General features: G+C 61.7%; 14 protein-coding genes. 7 read left to right on the top strand and 7 right to left on the bottom strand.

Going from position 1 to position 17,958, the window contains the following annotated elements; translation table 11 throughout:
- Nucleotides 1-84 precede the first annotated feature (84 nt).
- A complete protein-coding gene (gene tynA, locus CAG47_RS20850) occupies nucleotides 85-2,373 on the top strand; it encodes a primary-amine oxidase (RefSeq protein ID WP_085726905.1) in 2,289 nt (762 codons plus the stop codon).
- Between the two features lie 82 nt (nucleotides 2,374-2,455).
- Here tynA and feaR read toward each other — a convergent pair whose 3' ends face one another.
- The 3 genes from feaR to paaY all read right to left on the bottom strand — a co-directional run bounded on the left by feaR (nucleotide 2,456) and on the right by paaY (nucleotide 5,157).
- A complete protein-coding gene (feaR, locus tag CAG47_RS20845) occupies nucleotides 2,456-3,370 on the bottom strand; it encodes a transcriptional regulator FeaR (RefSeq protein ID WP_085726903.1) in 915 nt (304 codons plus the stop codon).
- 100 nt (nucleotides 3,371-3,470) lie between these two features.
- The gene (paaX, locus tag CAG47_RS20840) at nucleotides 3,471-4,394 is read right to left on the bottom strand and encodes a phenylacetic acid degradation operon negative regulatory protein PaaX (RefSeq protein ID WP_085726901.1); all 924 of its coding nucleotides are present in this window, start codon (nucleotides 4,392-4,394) and stop codon (nucleotides 3,471-3,473) included.
- 166 nt (nucleotides 4,395-4,560) lie between these two features.
- Nucleotides 4,561-5,157: a phenylacetic acid degradation protein PaaY gene (gene paaY, locus CAG47_RS20835; RefSeq protein WP_085726899.1), complete on the bottom strand. Its 597-nt coding sequence runs from the start codon at nucleotides 5,155-5,157 to the stop codon at nucleotides 4,561-4,563.
- Nucleotides 5,158-5,505: 348 nt separating this feature from the next.
- Between paaY and paaF the strand changes: the two genes are divergently transcribed.
- From paaF to paaK, 6 genes are all read left to right on the top strand, one after another.
- Entirely contained in the window at nucleotides 5,506-6,279 is a 774-nt protein-coding gene (gene paaF, locus CAG47_RS20830) for a 2,3-dehydroadipyl-CoA hydratase PaaF (protein ID WP_085726897.1), read from the top strand.
- Between the two features lie 51 nt (nucleotides 6,280-6,330).
- The gene (paaG, locus tag CAG47_RS20825) at nucleotides 6,331-7,122 is read left to right on the top strand and encodes a 2-(1,2-epoxy-1,2-dihydrophenyl)acetyl-CoA isomerase PaaG (protein ID WP_007972022.1); all 792 of its coding nucleotides are present in this window, start codon (nucleotides 6,331-6,333) and stop codon (nucleotides 7,120-7,122) included.
- A gap of 3 nt (nucleotides 7,123-7,125) precedes the next feature.
- Entirely contained in the window at nucleotides 7,126-8,649 is a 1,524-nt protein-coding gene (gene paaH, locus CAG47_RS20820) for a 3-hydroxyacyl-CoA dehydrogenase PaaH (RefSeq protein ID WP_085726894.1), read from the top strand.
- Nucleotides 8,636-9,085: a hydroxyphenylacetyl-CoA thioesterase PaaI gene (paaI, locus tag CAG47_RS20815; RefSeq protein WP_085726893.1), complete on the top strand. Its 450-nt coding sequence runs from the start codon at nucleotides 8,636-8,638 to the stop codon at nucleotides 9,083-9,085. The genes paaH and paaI overlap by 14 nt, the downstream gene beginning before the upstream one ends.
- Nucleotides 9,078-10,289 (top strand): 3-oxoadipyl-CoA thiolase, encoded by a 1,212-nt coding sequence (gene pcaF / locus CAG47_RS20810; RefSeq protein ID WP_085726891.1) that lies wholly within the window; start codon nucleotides 9,078-9,080, stop codon nucleotides 10,287-10,289. The genes paaI and pcaF overlap by 8 nt, the downstream gene beginning before the upstream one ends.
- A gap of 99 nt (nucleotides 10,290-10,388) precedes the next feature.
- On the top strand, nucleotides 10,389-11,714 hold the full coding sequence (gene paaK / locus CAG47_RS20805) for a phenylacetate--CoA ligase PaaK (protein ID WP_085726889.1): 1,326 nt from the start codon (nucleotides 10,389-10,391) through the stop codon (nucleotides 11,712-11,714).
- 88 nt (nucleotides 11,715-11,802) lie between these two features.
- On the opposite strand, the gene CAG47_RS20800 is transcribed toward paaK, so the two are convergent.
- From CAG47_RS20800 to icmH, 4 genes are read right to left on the bottom strand one after another with little or no spacing between them, the layout of a single operon-like run.
- Nucleotides 11,803-12,840, bottom strand: coding sequence for a serine/threonine-protein kinase (locus CAG47_RS20800; protein ID WP_085726887.1), 1,038 nt, complete (start codon nucleotides 12,838-12,840; stop codon nucleotides 11,803-11,805).
- Nucleotides 12,837-13,565 (bottom strand): PP2C family serine/threonine-protein phosphatase, encoded by a 729-nt coding sequence (locus CAG47_RS20795; protein ID WP_085726885.1) that lies wholly within the window; start codon nucleotides 13,563-13,565, stop codon nucleotides 12,837-12,839. The genes CAG47_RS20800 and CAG47_RS20795 overlap by 4 nt, the downstream gene beginning before the upstream one ends.
- Nucleotides 13,565-17,083: a type VI secretion system membrane subunit TssM gene (gene tssM, locus CAG47_RS20790; protein WP_085726883.1), complete on the bottom strand. Its 3,519-nt coding sequence runs from the start codon at nucleotides 17,081-17,083 to the stop codon at nucleotides 13,565-13,567. The genes CAG47_RS20795 and tssM overlap by 1 nt, the downstream gene beginning before the upstream one ends.
- Nucleotides 17,083-17,949 carry a type IVB secretion system protein IcmH/DotU gene (gene icmH / locus CAG47_RS20785; protein ID WP_085726879.1) on the bottom strand — a complete coding sequence of 289 codons (867 nt, stop codon included), beginning with the start codon at nucleotides 17,947-17,949 and terminating at the stop codon, nucleotides 17,083-17,085. Before icmH ends, tssM begins: the two co-directional genes overlap by 1 nt.
- Nucleotides 17,950-17,958: the final 9 nt, after the last annotated feature.

Raw genomic sequence — 17,958 nt, 5'->3', positions numbered from 1 at the left:
TGGCAGGCATTCAAAAGCATCCATTGACGAGATGTAACAGAGTGCAGGAATGCCCGTATCCGGCTTTTCCCCAGGAATTCACACATGTTCAGCTCCAAAGCATCGCCCAAAAGAACCCCGCTTGCCCGCCTGGCCCTGGCCATCACCCTGAGCACCCTCGGCCTGCCTTTCTGGGCGAACACGGCCCAGGCCCACGGCGGTCACGCCGACATGGTGCCGCTGCAGGCCGGTCTTGAGGAATTTGGCGCCACGGTAAAATGGGACGACTACGCCAACCTGTTCACCATTGCCAAGGACGGGGTCTATCTCAAGGTCAAGCCCAACAGCAAAGTGGCGATGCTCAACGGCAAGCGTATCGAGTTGACGGTACCGGTGGTGTTCAAGGACCACACCGCGTTCATGTCCACCGACTTCATCAACCAGGTGTTCCAGTCCGGGCTGGACAAGACCTTCGTCGTCGAGACCCGCCCCAACCCGCTCAACCCCCTGAGCGCGGCGGAAATCACCACGGCCGTGGACATCGTCAAGCAATCGGAAAACTACAAGCCCGGTTTCCGTTTCACCGAAGTCTCGGTCAAGCAGCCGCCAAAGGATCAGGTGTGGAACTTCGCGCTTACCGGGCAGAAAGTCGCCCAGCCCCGTGAGGCCTCGATCGTGGTGCTCGACGGCAAGCACGTGATCGAAGCCCTGGTCGATCTCGACGCCAGGGTGCTCAAGTCCTGGAAGCCGATCGAAGGCGCCCACGGCATGGTGCTGCTGGACGATTTCGCCACGGTGCAGTCGGCCGTCGAGGCCAGCCCGGAATACGCCCAGGCCCTGGCCAAGCGTGGCATCAATGACGTGAAGAAGGTCGTGGCCACGCCGCTGACCGTCGGTTACTTCGACGGCAAGGACGGCCTGGCGCAAGACAAGCGCCTGCTGAAAATCGTCAGCTACCTCAACACCGACGACGGCAACTACTGGGCGCACCCGATCGAAGGCCTGGTGGCGATTGTCGACCTGGAACAGAAGAAACTGATCAAGATCGAAGACGATGCGCTCATTCCGGTGCCGATGAAGCCGACGCCGTATGACGCTCGCGGACGCCAGGGCGCCTCTGTCAAACCGCTGGAGATCACCGAGCCCGAGGGCAAGAACTACACCATCAGCGGCAACAGCATTCACTGGCAGAACTGGGACTTCCACGTTCGCCTCGATTCGCGGGTCGGCCCGATCCTGTCCACCGTCACCTACGACGACAAGGGCAAGAAACGCAAAATCATGTACGAAGGCTCGCTGGGCGGCATGATCGTGCCTTACGGCGACCCGGATGTCGGCTGGTACTTCAAGGCCTACCTCGACTCCGGCGACTACGGCATGGGGACCCTGACTTCACCGATTGCCCGTGGCAAAGACGCCCCGCAAAACGCCGTGCTGCTGGACGCCACCATCGCCGACTACACCGGTGCACCCACTTCTATCCCGCGCGCCATGGCGGTGTTCGAGCGCTACGCCGGGCCGGAATACAAACACCAGGAAATGGGCCAGCCCAACCTCAGCACCGAGCGTCGTGAACTGGTGGTGCGCTGGATCAGCACCGTGGGCAACTACGACTACATCGTCGACTGGGTCTTCCAGCAGAACGGCACCATCGGCATCGATGCCGGCGCCACCGGTATCGAAGCGGTCAAGGGCGTGAAATCGAAAACCATGCACGAAGACACCGCCAAGGAAGACACCCGCTACGGCACCCTGCTCGATCACAACATCGTCGGCACCACGCACCAGCACATCTACAACTTCCGCCTCGACATGGACGTGGACGGCGAGCAGAACTCACTGGTGGAAGTGAACCCGGTGGTGCTGCCCAACGACCGTGGCGGCCCGCGCACCAGCACCATGCAGACCGAAACCAAAGTGGTCGGTACCGAGCAACAGGCGGCGCAGAAATTCGACCCGTCGACCGTGCGCCTGCTGAGCAACTTCAGCAAGGAAAACAAGGTCGGCAACCCGGTTTCCTACCAACTGATTCCTTATGCCGGCGGCACGCACCCGGTGGCCAAGGGCGCCAACTTCGGCAAGGACGAATGGCTCTACCACCGCCTGAGTTTCATGGACAAGCAATTGTGGGTGACCCAATACAACCCCGAGGAAAAGTACCCGGAAGGCAAGTACCCGAACCGCTCGGACAAGGACTCGGGCCTGGGACAATTCACCCAGGACAACCAATCCATCGAGAACACCGACAATGTGGTCTGGCTGACCACCGGCACCACCCACATCGCCCGCGCCGAGGAATGGCCGATCATGCCGACCGAATGGGTGCACGTGCTGTTGAAGCCGTGGAACTTCTTCGATGAAACGCCAACGTTGAACCTCAACGCACCGAAATAAGGCACACACAAAACCTGTAGGAGCGAGCATGCCGCAAGCGGGCACCCGCTCCTACAGGGCTTCCGGTGTTCATGAAAACTCATCAAGCATGCCGCTTGCGATACTCCCCCGGCGCAATGCCGAAGCGCGACTTGAATGCCGTCGAGAAATAGCTCGAATCGGAAAACCCCCACGAATACCCCAGCACCGACAACTTCTCCTCCCGGCCTGAGCGGCGCAGGGATTCGGCGCACAGGTCCAGGCGGCGGTTCTTGATGTAGCGCGCCACCACCAGGCCCTTCTTGGCAAACATCCGGTACAGGCCCCGGGTGGACATGCCGACTTCCCGTGCCAGCCATTCCGGGCACAGGTCTTCGGAGCGAATGTGTTCGTCGATGCAAGCGAGGGTCTTGCGGAAGATGCGCTCATGGGCGTCTTCACCATCCTCGACCTGGCTGATCGCCGGGCGCAGCAGGCTGACGATCGCCTCCAGGGTCGCTTCGCTTTCCTGTCGGGTCAGGTGCTGCTGACGGGTAGCCTCGAGGATCAACCGGTGCGAGAGCATGGCGATGGGCGAAGTGGCGGCAATCCGGTGGCCGCACTTGACCTGATTGAAACGCAGGGTTTGTTCGACCAGTTGATACGGCAGGATCAACGACAACTGCCGGGAGTTTTCGCCATAGGTGAAATCGCTGGGCCGCGAGGCATCGATCAGCGTGATGTCACCAGGGGACAGCAAGACCTTGCTGTCACCCTGGGCCATGCCCGCCGTGCCGTCGAGCTGGAACACCGCGAAATACTTGCCGCCCTCGCCTGCCGCCACCTCATGGGGCGTACGGTACAAACGCGCCTGGCACGCGTCGACAAAGCTGAGCTTGAGCGCATCGTTCTGGTATTCGCGGATGCGCCCGGCAAATTCGCCGCCCAGGGGTTGTGCGTTGAAGGCGCCACAGATCTGGTTGATCTGATGGATCCACTGGTCGAACCCATCATGGCGCTGTGCTGTTGTAGAAATCATGTCAGGCCTCACGCAGGTTTTTTTTATTGTCTACGTCAATCCGCACGACATCGGATGCTTCGAGTCTCCTGAACCGCACCAGTCCCTGAACAATGACGTGCTATTTCAGTCCGCCGAAACGCCGATAGAAGCTTTCACCGACATCCGGCAACGGGCCGTCGGCCGTTTCCAGGGCAGCGTTCAGCCATTCTTCGGCCTTGGCATAAATCAAACGGTAAATGTTGCGGCACAACTGGCGGGCGGCGCGGCCCTCCCAATCGCCGGGCAGCAACTCGTCCGGCAGTTGCGGGTCGCGCAGCAGCAGCTTGCGGTACTCGTGAATCAACAGCACCCGCGCCAGGAAGCAGTCGGCCGGTTGCAGGTTTTCCTGCTCGCGCAGGGCTTGCCACAGCGGCCGGAACAACTGGATGAACTCGCTGTAGTGCGCGGCCAGTTCCTCGATGTTCCAGCTCTCGCGCACTTGCAGGCGCAGGGCCTTGGAGGCCAGAACGTCCTGGGCCGTGGTTTCGAAGACGATGGTGTCTTCCTGGACGCCGAGGTCGAGCAGGGTCGCGTTGACATCGGAGCGGTCGCTGCGCGGACAGGCCAGCACCGCCGGCGAAATCGCGCCGAAGCCTTGCCACTCCAGTTCCTCGCGCACCTGTTTGCGTTTGTCCTGGGTCAATTGCGAGAGCAAAACCAGGCACCAGGAACCGTCCCAGGCCGGCATCGTGGTGCTGTAGACCCGCTTGAAGGCCTTGTCGAAACGGCGGCGACCGGTGCCGGTCAGGCTGTAATAGCTACGACGACCGACTTTCTCGGCGGTCAGCCAGCCTTCCTTGGTCAGGCGAAAAATCGAGGTGCGGATCAGCCGCTCGTTGATGCCGATCGGTTCGAGCAATTGAATCAGGCTGCCCAGCCACACGGTGCCGCCATGGGGTTCGATGGCATCCCCGTACAACGTGATGATCAAGGAGCTGGCGCGGATCGGCGTCTGCTCCTGGAAGCGGGTAATCAGATGGTTCAAGGGAGTCAGGGACGACATGGGCGTTCCGTGCAAAAAAAGAAAAGGAATATACCGAATGTCTGCGAGTTAATCGCATCCCCTTGTGGGAGCGAGCCTGCTCGCGAATCGGTCTGACAACCAACATCTGTGGTGACTGACCCGCCGCTTTCGCGAGCAGGCTCGCTCCCACAGGGGAAGGTAGTGTTCACAAAATCGTGCCTTTTGGCCGCAACCCCCTGTCGCTGAGGCGCGGGCGATCGGCTTCCGGTTCGCTCAGTGGTTCGCACACCCGCATCTGCGTGAGGCAACGCTTGGCCAATGCCTGGTACTCACGCGTGCCCGCCTGCTTCCACGCCACTTCCTGATCGCTGAGGCTGCGCTTGATGCTGGCCGGTGCGCCCATGACCAGCGACTGCTCCGGGCATTCGAAGCCGGCCTTGACGAACGCCGCCGCCGAAACGAATGACCGCGGACCGATCCGGGCGTTGTCCATCACCACCGCGTTCATGCCCACCAAGGCGTCGGCACCGATCCGGCAGCCGTGCAGTACTGCGCCGTGGCCGATGTGGCCGTTGCGCTCGACCACCGTGTCGCTGTCGGGGAAGCCGTGCATCACGCAGGTGTCCTGCACATTGGCGCCCTCCTCCAGCACGATCCGCCCGAAGTCCCCGCGCAGGCTGGCCAGCGGACCGACATAGCAATGGGGGCCGATGATCACGTCACCGATCAATACGGCGGACGGGTGCACATAAGCACTGGGGTCAACCACCGGAGTCAGGCCATCGAGGCTGTAGCAGGTCATGGAAGCGTCCTTCACAAAGCGATGCAAATAATGACTTATTTTGTATCACATCACTTTTACAAGCACAAAGACTAAAAAGCGTATCACTTGAAACAGCGCTTTCCGACGAATGTAAACAGGCCGCAAAAAATCGGATAAAACCCAGCAAACACTGGGGAAAACCCTCAATACGCACCTATGATCCAGGGGAGATCAAAATCAAAAACACCACAAAAAGGACACATTAAATCTATTTTTGTATTGCGTTTGCGTATCACGTTATAGCTATACTTGGGCAAAACCGGCCCCTGCGGCCGATCCAATAACGAGCCGGCACCACGCCGAGCCAGCACCGTGAGGGCATCCGCCATGCCTCTGACCCTGACCGTCGAACTGATCGAGCCTGGCGTTCGCCTGATTACCCTGCAGCGCCCGCAAGCCCTGAACGCCTTGACCACCGGGTTACTGGGCGAGCTGGCCGATGAACTGAATGCCGCGCAAGCCGACCCGGACACCCGCGCCGTGGTCCTCACCGGCAGCCGCAAGGCCTTCGCCGCCGGCGCCGACATCAAGGAAATGGCCGAACGCAACCTGGTCGGCATCCTCGATGACCCGCGCCAGGCCTCCTGGCAAGCCATCACCCGCTTCAGCAAGCCGCTGATCGCCGCCGTCAACGGCTTCGCCCTCGGCGGTGGCTGCGAACTGGCAATGCACGCCGACATCATCATTGCCGGTGAAGACGCCCGCTTCGGCCAGCCGGAAATCAACCTCGGAATCATGCCCGGCGCCGGTGGCACTCAACGCCTGCTGCGCGCCGTCGGTAAATCCATGGCCATGCAGATGGTGCTCACCGGCGAGCCGATCGACGCCCGCCAGGCCCAACGCGCCGGCCTGGTCAGCGAAGTGACCCAGCCGGAATTCACCGTCGAGCGCGCCCTGCACATCGCCCGCGGCATTGCCGCCAAGGCGCCGCTGGCGGTGCGCCTGGCCAAGGAGGCGCTGCTCAAGGCCATGGACACCGACCTGGCCAGCGGCCTGCGCTTCGAGCGCCATGCCTTCACCGTGCTGGCCGGCACCCGCGACCGCGATGAAGGCATTGCCGCCTTCCAGGAAAAGCGCAGCCCGACTTTCACCGGGCAATAAAGCGACCACTGAAATCCGAATTCGAACGACTGCCAAGAGAACGCCAAGACCATGAACTTCGAACACATCCTGTTTTCCATCGATGCTGGCGTCGCCCTGCTCAGCCTCAACCGTCCGGACCAGCTCAACAGCTTCAACACCCAGATGCATGGCGAAGTGAAGGAAGCACTCAAGCAAGTGCGACAAAACCCGGACGTGCGCGTGTTGCTGCTGACCGGCGAAGGCCGTGGTTTCTGCGCCGGGCAGGATCTGAGCGACCGCAATGTCGCGCCAGGCAGCGCCGTACCGGACCTGGGCGAGTCCATCGAGAAGTTCTACAACCCACTGATCCGCCAGTTGCGCGACCTGCCGCTGCCGGTGATCTGCGCGGTCAACGGCGTTGCCGCCGGTGCCGGCGCCAACATCCCACTGGCCTGTGACCTGGTGCTGGCAGCCCGTTCGGCAAGCTTCATCCAGGCGTTCTGCAAGATCGGCCTGATCCCCGATTCCGGTGGTACCTGGACCCTGCCGCGCCTGGTCGGCATGGCCCGCGCCAAGGCTTTGGCCTTGCTCGGCAATCGCCTGAGCGCAGAACAGGCCGAGCAATGGGGCTTGATTTACCAGTGTGTCGACGACGCCGATTTGCGCGACGAAGCCCTGAAACTGGCCCGGCACCTCGCCACTCAGCCGACCTACGGCCTGGCCCTGATCAAGCGCAGCCTCAATGCCAGCCTGAGCAACAGCTTCGACGAACAGCTCGAGCTGGAGCGCGACCTGCAGCGCCTGGCCGGGCGCAGCGAGGATTACCGCGAAGGCGTCGGCGCCTTCATGGAAAAACGCACCCCAAGCTTCAAGGGGCGCTGAGTCATGACTGCACTGAACAAAACTGAACGCATCGCGGTGATCGGCGCCGGCGCAATGGGCGCAGGGATTGCTCAGGTCGCGGCACAGGCCGGTCATCCGGTACTGCTGCTGGACAATCGCCCTGGCGCTGCCGCCCGGGCCATCGAAGGCATCGACCGGCAACTGGGCAAGCGCGTCGAGAACGGCAAGCTGTCCGCCGAATCCCGCAGCGCCACCGTTGCCCGCCTGCAAGCGGTGGAAGCCATCGAAGCCCTGGCCGATTGCGACCTGATCATCGAGGCCATCGTCGAGAACCTCGAGGTCAAGCGCGCCCTGTTTCGCCAGCTGGAAGACATCTGCGGTGAACACTGCATCCTGGCCAGCAACACCTCGTCGCTGTCGATCACCAGCATCGCCGCGCAACTGCAACGGCCGCAGCGCCTGCTCGGCCTGCATTTCTTCAACCCGGCGCCGGTGATGGCGCTGGTGGAAATCGTCTCCGGGCTGGCCAGCGATCCGGCGCTCGCCGAATGCCTGTACGACACGGCCAGGGCCTGGGGCAAAAAACCCGTGCACACCCGCTCCACGCCGGGCTTTATCGTCAACCGCGTGGCCCGGCCGCTGTACGCGGAAAACCTGCGGTTGTTGCAGGAAGGCGCTGCCGATTGCCCGACCCTGGATGCGCTGATGCGCGAAGCCGGCGGGTTCGCCATGGGCGCGTTCGAGCTGACCGATTTGATCGGCCACGACGTCAACTATGCCGTGACCTGTTCGGTGTTCGACGCCTACTACCAGGACACCCGCTTCCTGCCGTCGCTGATCCAGAAAGAACTGGTGGACGGCGGGCGTCTGGGACGCAAGAGCGGTCAGGGTTTCTACAGCTACGCCGAAGGCGCGGAGCGACCGCAAGCCGCTCAAATCAGCAGCGATGCAACCGTAGACACTTGTGTCGTCGAAGGCGATCTGGGCATCGCCCGAGACTTGATTGCTCGCTTGCATGAGCAAGGCGTCGAGGTCATCCAGCGTGACGGCCGGGGTTTGCTGCGGGTCGGTGACGCCGTGCTGGCCTTGAGCGACGGGCGCATGGCCTGCCAGCGTGCCAAAGAGGATGGGCTGCGCAACCTGATCCTGCTGGATCTGGCGTTCGATTACGGCAAAGCCCAGCGCATCGCGATCAGTTACGCGGCCGGTATCGACCCGCAGGCACTTGAACAAGGCGTTGCCCTGCTGCAACGGGCCGGTCTCAAGATCAGCCTGCTCAGCGACAGCCCGGCCCTCGCCGTACTGCGCACCGTGGCGATGCTCGCCAACGAAGCCGCCGACGCCCTGCTGCAAGGCGTGGCCTCGGCCGCCGACATCGACCTGGCCATGCGTGCCGGGGTCAACTACCCGCAAGGCCCGCTGGCCTGGGCCGATGCCATTGGCCTGCCGCACATTCTTGAAACGCTGGAAAACCTGCAAGCCAGCTACGGCGAAGAACGCTACCGGCCGTCGCTGTTGCTGCGCCGCCGAGTGGCTGAAGGGAGAAATTTCCATGACGAACCATGAAGCGATGAACCTCGCCAGCGACTGCGCGCAAGCCCTGTTCCAGCGTGACAACGCCAGCCAGGCCATGGGCATGCGCCTGCTGTCCGCCGGCCCCGGCAGCGCTCGCGTCGGCATGACCGTGCGCGCCGACATGGTCCAGGGCCACGGCACGTGCCACGGCGGCTACCTGTTCGCCCTCGCCGACTCGGCCTTCGCCTTTGCCTGCAACAGCTACAACGAGGCCACTGTGGCCATCGGTTGCAGCATCGACTACGTCGCCCCGGCGCGCCTGGGCGACACGCTGAACGCCGACTGCATCGAGCAGAGCCGTTCCGGTCGCACCGGCAACTACGACGTACGCATTGAAAACCAACAGGGCCAGTTGATCGCCCTGTTCCATGGCAAATCCTACAAAGTGCGCGGCCCGGTGCTGACGCAGGAGACCCCGAATGAATGACGCCCTGATCATCGACGCAGTCCGCACCCCGATTGGCCGCTACGCCGGCGTGCTGAGCGGCGTGCGCGCCGACGACCTCGGCGCGGTGCCGCTGCGCGAACTGCTGCGTCGCCACCCGCAAGTGGACTGGAACACGGTCGACGACGTGATCTACGGCTGTGCCAACCAGGCCGGCGAAGACAACCGCAACGTCGCGCGCATGTCGGCGCTGCTGGCCGGCTTGCCGGTCAGCGTGCCCGGCACCACCCTCAATCGCCTGTGCGGCTCCGGGCTGGATGCCATCGGCACCGCCGCCCGGGCGATTCGCAGTGGCGAAACCGGACTGATGCTGGTCGGTGGCGTCGAATCCATGTCCCGCGCGCCACTGGTAATGGGCAAGGCGGAGCAGGCGTTTTCCCGTGCGGCCGAGATCTTCGACACCACCATCGGCTGGCGCTTCGTCAATCCGCTGATGAAAAAGGCCTATGGCATTGATTCCATGCCGGAAACGGCGGAGAACGTCGCCGAACAGTTCAACATTTCCCGGGCCGACCAGGACGCCTTCGCCCTGCGCAGTCAACAACGCGCCGCGGCGGCCCAGGCCAGCGGACGCCTGGCCAAGGAAATCGTCGCGGTGGAAATCCCCCAGCGCAAAGGCCCGGCCAAAGTGGTCGAGCACGACGAGCACCCACGCGGCGACACCACCCTTGAACAGCTGGCGAAACTCGGCACGCCGTTCCGCGAAGGTGGCAGCGTCACCGCCGGCAACGCCTCGGGCGTCAACGACGGCGCCTGCGCCCTGCTGCTGGCAAGTCCCGAAGCCGCCAAACGCCATGGCCTGACCGCCCGCGGCCGGGTCGTGGCGATGGCCACTGCCGGCGTCGAACCGCGGATCATGGGCATCGGCCCGGTACCAGCGACCCGCAAGGTACTGGAAGTGGCCAACCTGAACCTGGCCGACATGGACGTGATCGAGCTCAACGAAGCTTTCGCTGCCCAGGGCCTGGCGGTATTGCGCGAACTGGGCCTGAGCGACACCGACCCACGGGTCAACCCCAACGGCGGCGCCATAGCCCTGGGCCATCCCCTGGGCATGAGTGGCGCACGCCTGGTCACCACCGCCCTGCATGAGCTGGAGGAACGTAACGGCCGCTACGCCCTGTGCACCATGTGCATCGGCGTCGGCCAGGGCATCGCGCTGATCATCGAGCGTCTATCCCACTAAAGAATCGCGATTCCCAAGGTGCCGAGCGCTATCCTTGGGGCATGCACTCAAAGCCCCTGCATGCAGGGGCTTGAACACAAAAACAATTCGAGTGAACACATGAACATGCCAATAGCCCAAGCCGTGCTGAACCCTGTGCTGGACCCGCTGGAAACCGCCAGCATCGACGAGCTGCGCCAGCATCAGCTGGAGCGCCTGCGCTGGAGCCTGACCCACGCCTACAACAACGTGCCGCTGTACCGTCAGCGCTTCGATGCACTGGGCGTGCACCCCGACGACATCAAATCCCTGGACGACCTGGCGAAATTCCCCTTCACCACCAAGTCCGACCTGCGGGACAACTACCCCTACGGCATGTTCGCCGTGCCGATGAACGACATCGTGCGCCTGCACGCGTCCAGCGGCACCACCGGCAAACCGACGGTGGTCGGCTACACCCAGAACGATATCGACACCTGGGCCAACGTCGTCGCCCGCTCGATCCGCGCCGCCGGTGGCCGTCGTGGCGACAAGGTGCACATCTCCTACGGCTACGGCCTGTTCACCGGCGGCCTGGGCGCGCACTACGGCGCCGAACGCCTGGGTTGCACCGTCATCCCGATGTCTGGCGGCCAGACCGAAAAACAAGTGCAACTGATCAAGGATTTCCAGCCGGACATCATCATGGTCACGCCGTCCTATATGCTCAACATCGCCGATGAAATCGAGCGCCAGGGCATCGACCCGCACAAACTGGCCCTGCGCCTGGGCATCTTCGGCGCCGAACCCTGGACCGCCGAACTGCGCAGCGCCATCGAGGCACGCATGGGCATCACCGCCCTGGACATCTATGGCCTCTCGGAAATCATGGGGCCAGGTGTCGCCATGGAATGTGCCGAAACCAAGGACGGCCCGACCATCTGGGAAGACCACTTCTACCCGGAAATCATCGATCCAGTGACCGGAGAAGTGCTGCCGGACGGGCAGATGGGCGAACTGGTGTTCACCTCGCTCAGCAAAGAAGCCCTGCCGATGATCCGCTACCGCACCCGCGACCTCACGCGCCTGCTGCCAGGCACCGCGCGGCCGATGCGACGGATCGACAAAATCACCGGCCGCAGCGACGACATGCTGATCATCCGTGGGGTCAACGTGTTTCCGACGCAGATCGAGGAGCAGGTCCTGAAAGTCAAACAACTTGCCGAGTGCTACGAGATCCATTTGTATCGCAATGGCAACCTGGACAGCGTCGACGTGCATGTCGAGCTCAAGGCCGAGCACCAGCACCTGAGCGATGACCAGCAAAAAGCCGTATGCGGCGAGCTGAGCAAGCACATCAAGACCTACATCGGGATCAGCACGCGGATCATTCTGCAACCGTTCCACTCGATCAAGCGTTCCGAGGGTAAGGCTTCCCACGTGGTGGACAACCGCCCCAAAGCATGACTGCTGCACCTTTTGAGCCCCGCTTATGCGGGGTTTTTTTTGGCTTTTGCCAGCCGAGCTGGTCCGTTTGCAAGCCCGCACCGCTCTTTCAAAAACCGCCTGGCTGCTTATTGCGCCGATACCGCCAATGTTCAAGCCATGACGTCGGTCCTCCCAGGACCCGGTAAAGATCGGAAACTGTGGTGACGCGTGCCGTCGGGTCGAAAGCCAGTGCCATTCGCAAAGCAGGCCAGCAGCTTTTCGGGAGACTCCTGGGTGCTTGCAAGACTCGATCCAGACGCTCATCGCGAGCCTCAGTCGAGGGTAAGCGGCGGAACGGGTGTTTGCCGCTCGCCAATTCGTAGATGATGCAGGCCACGCCATAAACGTCGGCGCGGGCGGTCAACGGCTGTCTCTCGAGCAGTTCCGGGGCAGCGTAGCCGGGAGTGCAGGCGTTGAAGCGCTCGCGGCTCAGGCGCGGCAGACCGGGCAGGATGCCCTCTTCGGCCATACCCAGTCCGAAATCGAACAGACGCACGCCATCTTCGCAGAGCATCACGTTGCTTGGTTTGATATCACCGTGCAGCACGCCGCAAGCGTGGGCATAGGCCAGCGCATCGAGCAACGGCAGAGTGATATCGCGCAGTTCATTCCACGGCAGCCCCAAGGGTCGCTCACAGAGCAGTTTGTCCAGGGTCAGCCCACGCATGAGCTCCATGGTGATGAAGGCATGCTGGTGGTCGATGTCGACTTCAAAGGTGTGTAAACGCAACACGTTGTTATGGCGCAGGCGTCGGGTCAGTGCGAACTCGCTGTAAAGCAAGGCGCTGGCGTCTGGCGTCTCGGCAAATTCTTCGCTGAGGATTTTCAGTGCGATGTGAGGGTTGGGATCGCCAAACTGTTCACTGAGCAAATCCCGAGCACGGTAGACCGTGCCCATGCCACCGGCGCCGAGTAGACGTTCGATACGGTAACGACCCGCCAGCACCTCAGGCATTTCGCCAACGCTTGCCTTGGTCGGCACCGTTGCCGGCTCGGCGTGATGCGGATTTGCGTGTAGAGGCGTGCCAGTCGCAAGGTAAGTCATGTCACTGGCTTGCGCTTCGCTCTCCAGCAGATCATCGAGCGGCAACATGAGTTGAGTCATTGGCGGATCACCACGGCCGTCAGGTTGTCCCGCGCCGAACCACGCAAAGCGCCGTCGAATAGACACTGCAGCGCAGCACGCGGCGTGGCCAGGCTCAGGGCGTTACCCAGGACATCACTGGTCAGCCCGTGATACAAACCATCGCTGCACAACAAAAACGCGTCGTCGGGATAGACCTCGAGTTCAAGCACGTCCAGGGTCAACTGCTCGGCTGCCCCGACCGCACGCGTCAGGGCATGGGCTTCAGGGTGAGCCTTGGCGTCCTCGACACTCATGTTTTGTTCATCGATGAGTTGCTGTTGCAGCGAATGGTCCCTGGACAGTTGATATAAACGCTGGCCGCGCCACAGGTAGCAACGGCTGTCACCGGCCCAGATGCAGGCCGCGCGATTGCCTTTCACCAACAGCGCCACCACGGTGCTGCCCATGATGCTGTCATGGCGCTCGGTGGTGACGGTCAACTCCTGCCCCAAGCGGCGGTTGAGCCAGTGCAGGCACTGGCGGATGCCATTGAGGCGCTCGTCGAAATCGAACAACGCCGGCAATTCCGCGAGGCTGGCGACGATCAACTGGCTGGCGATATCGCCCCCCTGATAACCGCCCATGCCGTCAGCGACCACCCACAACCCCTGTTGTGGACAGTCCAGGAAAGCATCTTCGTTGCGCTCCCGCACTTTGCCGACATCGGTACGCGCGGCGCTGCGCCAGGGGTTGGGAACGGGCATCAGAGCTGCACCGGCATACGGAAAGTGCGTAGCACATCCATGTCGAACGGGTTCGGCGTACGCTGGCTGGTCAGCAGGTAGTTGGCACGCAGACCGCCTACTTCGGCTTTCAGCACCAACACGTCGCGACCGCTCATGTGCTCTGTCTGCATCAGGTCGAATAGACGGAACAACGACCATGGGCCGGTGTTTTTCTCGATGCCGATCGGGCGGCCCGCCATTTTGTCCAGCACCAGACTGGTGCGGCCGTCCTCGGCATCGGCTGGCCATCTGAACGACACTGGCACAATCGGACCATGGCGGTACTCAATGGTCTTGTCGCCAAACTTGAATTCAGAACGGCTAACCGCTGGGTCGAGGGTGTACGGTTCCAGTTTGAATTGCACTTGCGGTTCGGCCGGATTGATCGAGAAGAAGCTCTGGCGAATCACTTGTGCCGCCGCCATTTGATCGAGGTAGACCCTGGACACCGGCAGGCTTTGGCCGTCGATGATGCGTAGTCGGAAGTTGCCCGGATCACCGCTCACGAACGGACGCATGTACGTCTCGAAGAAACGATCATTGATGCCCTGGCCCTTGAAGAACTCGCGGAAGTCGCTGATTGCCACGTCACTGGTGCTGTGGGCGCTGAATGGATAACGCTGGTTGATTGCCTTGCCATAAAAGCTGTAAAGCTCATTCTGATAGCGCTGGTTCAGATATCGGTAGGATTCGTTGAGCACCAGACGCCAGGTGTCCTCAGCCCGCTCGTTTAACCACACGCTGACCGGTCTCGGAAGACGGCGTGAAGCATTGCGCAAGTTGCTCAGCGCATCACGATGGCCGCTCATGCGACTCTTGGCCATTTCAAATGCAGCCTGCTCCGGCGCACTGGCACGTGCCAGGCTTGCCAGTTGCATTTGCAGGTCGTTGAGCGCCGTCAGCGCCGGGACCAAATCAGCAGCCGGGCCGTTATTGTCATCCAGCAGACGGTGTAATGGTTCGAAGCGATAACGCAGGGATTTCCTTGAGGAATCCGGCAGGTTCTTCGCCAAATCCGTGGCCTTGCCCGCTACAGCCGTCACCCGTTTGCCGAGTTGACCGCCCTTCTGCGCCAGTTTTTCGGCCATCGCAGTGGCGTCGTCGGCGCTCTCGGCGATTAGCGGAAAACGGGTGTTCTCGCGCACTTGCACCAGCAGTTGCAGCATCGGCGAGTTGGCCGAGGTCAGGCCCGCCAGTTGCTCGGCGGCCTCGCCCACGTCGTTGATCGATGGCAGTGCCAATTGGCCGACCGCCTCGCTCCAGAAGTTGGCATAGTCACGGAAATACAGTTGCTCCAATTCAACCATCAAGCGACGCATGTCCATGCTGCTGATGCCTGAACCTTCACCCAGTACCCAGTTGTCACGCAGGATGTCGGTGACCAGAGCAGATCCCTGAACCGAGAAAAACTGCTGATAACCCTGTCGCGTGTAGAAGCCCGGGATCAGGTAATCGGTGCCGACAAACAACGAGCCCTGCGGCCCCAAGTGTTGACTCAGACGGTACTCCGGCAAGTAGCGAGCCTGCTCGCGCAGCATCCGGTAAACCACGTTGGCCAGCGATTCGCCGCGCAATACCTGACGCGCCTGAGCCACCAGTTGCTCGTTCAGCGGGTAGATGAATGGCTGCTGCAGCAAACGCTTGAAGTGGCTGTTCAAACCGTCCTGCACCGCTGTGTTGCCGGCGTAACGCCCAGACCAGTCAGTGGCCACCCAATCCTTGATCCACGTGGCATCGCGACGATCTTTCATGTTCAGCATCAGGTATGCGCGCAGGCTGTTGAGCAGCCGTTCGCGATCTTGCATGTTGGCGCGGATCTGCCCTTCGAGCAGCACCGCGACCCTGGGCAGCAGTTGCGTTTCGAGCTCACGCTCGTAAGCGCCATTGACCACCGGTGCGACGTCCCTGCCTTGGTACAGGCCGCCACGCTCGAGGTACGACAGGTCACCTTTTTTCGGGAAAACCTGGGTCGCCGCATAGCGGCTGTCGAGGGCCTTGAGCACGGCCATGGAATCATCACCGGCGATCAGTGCCGAGTGTTGTTGCTTCCAGCTTTGGGCGAGGTTGCGCAGGTTTTCCAGACGCTCGTAGTTGGCCGAAAAACCACCCGCCCAGAGCATGCCGAGCAGCGTCAATATCGACAGCGCACCCACGTACAGAGAACTTTGTCCCCAATAAATGCGGTTGCGCTCGCGCTTGTCCAGGCCGGCCAACTCGGCCTCGGGAAAAATCACCCGGCTGAGCAAATGATGTATGAACCGAGAACGGCCAATGCTGACGGTCGGTCGCATGGCGCTCTTCGCGCCTTCGTTGGCGCCGCCAGCAGCCGCAGCCGGGTCCATTGACGGGGTCAGCGCACTGGTCAGATAGAAACCGCGCAACTGGCTGACACGCTGGTAGCGGTTGCCGCTAAATGCCAACTCGACAAACTGGCACAAGCGCTCGCCAACCTGCTCCAATTGATGCGGGAAATCGAAGATGACGCCACGGCGCTGTGTATCGCGCTCCTGGTGCATACGCATGATCACCTGGCTGTTCAAGCGACGCAGCAGCGCCTCGAACTCGGTGCGCAACACGGCAATATCGGTGCCGTTTTGCTCTTCACGGAAACTGGTGCCGAACACCTGATCGCTTTCTTCGCGGGTCAGTTGATCGAAGAACCCATCGAAACCCGGCACATGATCGGCCTTGCTCAACACCAGGTAAACCGGGACATCGACGTGCAGTTGTTGATGTACATCCTGCAGACGCGCGCGCACCTTGCCCGCCAGGGTCTGGAGGTCTTGCGAGTTGGAGCACAGCAGGGTTTGCACCGGGATGGTCACCAGAACGCCGTTCAAGGGACGATTGCGACGACGCTTGCGCAGCAAGTCGAGCAAGGCGCTCCAGCCGCTGCCGTCGACTTCGGCTTCCGACTGGGTCATGTAACGCCCGGGCGTGTCGATGAGCACAGCGTGGTCAGCAAAATACCAGTCACAATGACGAGCGCTGGGGGTATCGAAGGTCCGCTTGCGGTCAATCCTGTTGATCGGGAACTCAAGGCCCGAGAAATCCAGCAGACTGGTCTTGCCACTGGCTTGTGGGCCGATCAGCAAGTACCACGGCAAGTCATCGCGCCAACGTTCGCTGCGACCGCGATACAGGCTCGACGTCTTCAAGGTTTTCAAGGCTTCCTTGAAACGCGCGGTGAGCTCTTTTTGCTCCTTGTCAATCAGATCCGCACGACGGATCTGCTGTTGGCCGTCGTCGGTTTCTTGCAAGGACTTTTTACGCACGTCGGCGCGCCAGCTGACGAAGACCATCGTCAGGCCCCAGACCAGGCACAACACACTGATGGTCAGCAAGCGGGAGGTCGAGCCTTCCCAGAACCTGTAGTCATCCACCGCCAGCAGGGGGCCGATGAACCACACCAGCAGCGCAACAAACAGCACCGCCAGCAGGCTCCAGACCCAGGTCTTGCGCAAGAATGCGCCGAGTTTCTTGAAAAAAATTTTCATCACGCGTCCCTGTTTACGGCTGCGACTGCGGCTGGATCAAGAGGCTGGTAGGGTTGCAGAACGATGTCGCGTTGCTCGCCCAGTACCCAGGCGAAACCCGAATACATCACCACCAGGCAGACGAAGGTAAACAGCACCACCATCCACGCCGGCACGATACGCACCAGGCTGCGGCGCTGATCATTCAGACCTTCCCAATGCGGCGACAACTCACGCGGCACGTCGCCGCGCAAATGGCGGATCTGCCGGTACAAGGCGTCGCGGATGCCCTCGAGCTCGAGCATTCCGCGTGCCTGTACGCGGTACTTCCCTTCAAAACCGAGGGATAGGCACAGGTACATCAGTTCCAGCATCGGCAGATGCTTGACCGGGTTTGCCGACAGGGAGTCCAGAACCTTGAAGAACTTCTCGCCGCCAAAGGTTTCCTTATGGACGCTGCTGAGCAGGCTCATCTGCGACCACTGGCTTTCGCTACCCCACGAGGTGGTCACGACGGCTTCATCGATCACGGTGCACAACACGTAGCTCGCGGCCGATACGTCGCTTTTTTCGGCACCGCTGTGCAACATGCGCTCTTTAAACCGTTTGATACCGGCAGTCAGTCGCTGGTTGAGCGCTTGCAGATCTTCGCTGGTGTTGCTGTGCCTGAGCCGCACCACTTCCGACAACAACTCCGAGGCGGCGGCCACCAGCGAGTTCAGACTGATATTGAACGCTTCGGCAGGACGCGAACTCGCGGCGTAGATCATGCGCTCTTCAAGTTGCTCAAATCTCGGTGGCGCTGTTGAGTCGGTCAATCGGCTTTGCGCCGGGCCACGTCCCTTTCGGTCGAGCAAGACGGTCTTATTGTCCTGTGGATGCTCCATGTTCTTACT

The sequence above is a fragment of the Pseudomonas sp. R37(2017) genome, from assembly GCF_002113375.1.
Lineage (GTDB): Bacteria > Pseudomonadota > Gammaproteobacteria > Pseudomonadales > Pseudomonadaceae > Aquipseudomonas.
This window is presented reverse-complemented; position numbering and strand designations above follow the sequence as displayed.